This window comes from Neisseria sp. P0019.S002 (assembly GCF_051957155.1).
GTDB classification, from domain to species: Bacteria; Pseudomonadota; Gammaproteobacteria; order Burkholderiales; family Neisseriaceae; genus Neisseria; species Neisseria perflava.
The window spans coordinates 1-577 of sequence record NZ_JBQCWS010000041.1 but is presented as its reverse complement, the minus strand read 5'-3'; the positions used below and the strand labels follow the sequence as shown (position 1 = coordinate 577).

Annotated in this window: 1 pseudogene; it reads right to left on the bottom strand. The window is 47.0% G+C overall.

The window, feature by feature from the left end:
• Positions 1–577, bottom strand: a pseudogene (locus ACTHTY_RS11425) (hypothetical protein); the annotation flags it as partial.

The following is a 577-nucleotide window of genomic DNA, read 5'->3' as shown; positions in this document are numbered from 1 at the left end:
ATAACGGACAATGGTCGGATTGGTGGTAATCAGTTCTTTATCCAACCCGATGGCTTCAAAAATCCGCAAAGACAAGCTGTAATGCTTGCGGTTGAGGAAGTCGACCAATACGGAGGATTTGGCGGCTTCTTCTAAATTCTGGCGGTAAGACAACGCGTTGGCAAACGCGAAGAACTGTACTTCGGGGATGCCCAGTGCGGCTTGCTCTTCGGCAATTTTCTTGCTTGCCAGACGGAAGTCGATATCCAAACCGATGGCGCGTGCAGCATCACAGAACGCGCGGATGTCGCTATTGCGGTCTTTTGCGTACGATCCGATAAAGAGGATTTTGTTTTCGGTTTTTTCAGACGACGTGAAGCTGTCGAAATAGAAACTTGTGGTCGGATGCAATACATGGTCGTATTCGGGCAGCTTGTTTTGATCAAACGGATCGAAGAAATAAAATTTGTCGAAAAACTCGATATTTTCAAAATCTTCTTTAAGGAAAGTCAGCGCTTCCCAGTTCGAATAGACCACCAGTTTGGCGTGGTTGCGCAGCTTGGAGATAAACTCTTTCGGATACGCACCCAGCCAAATC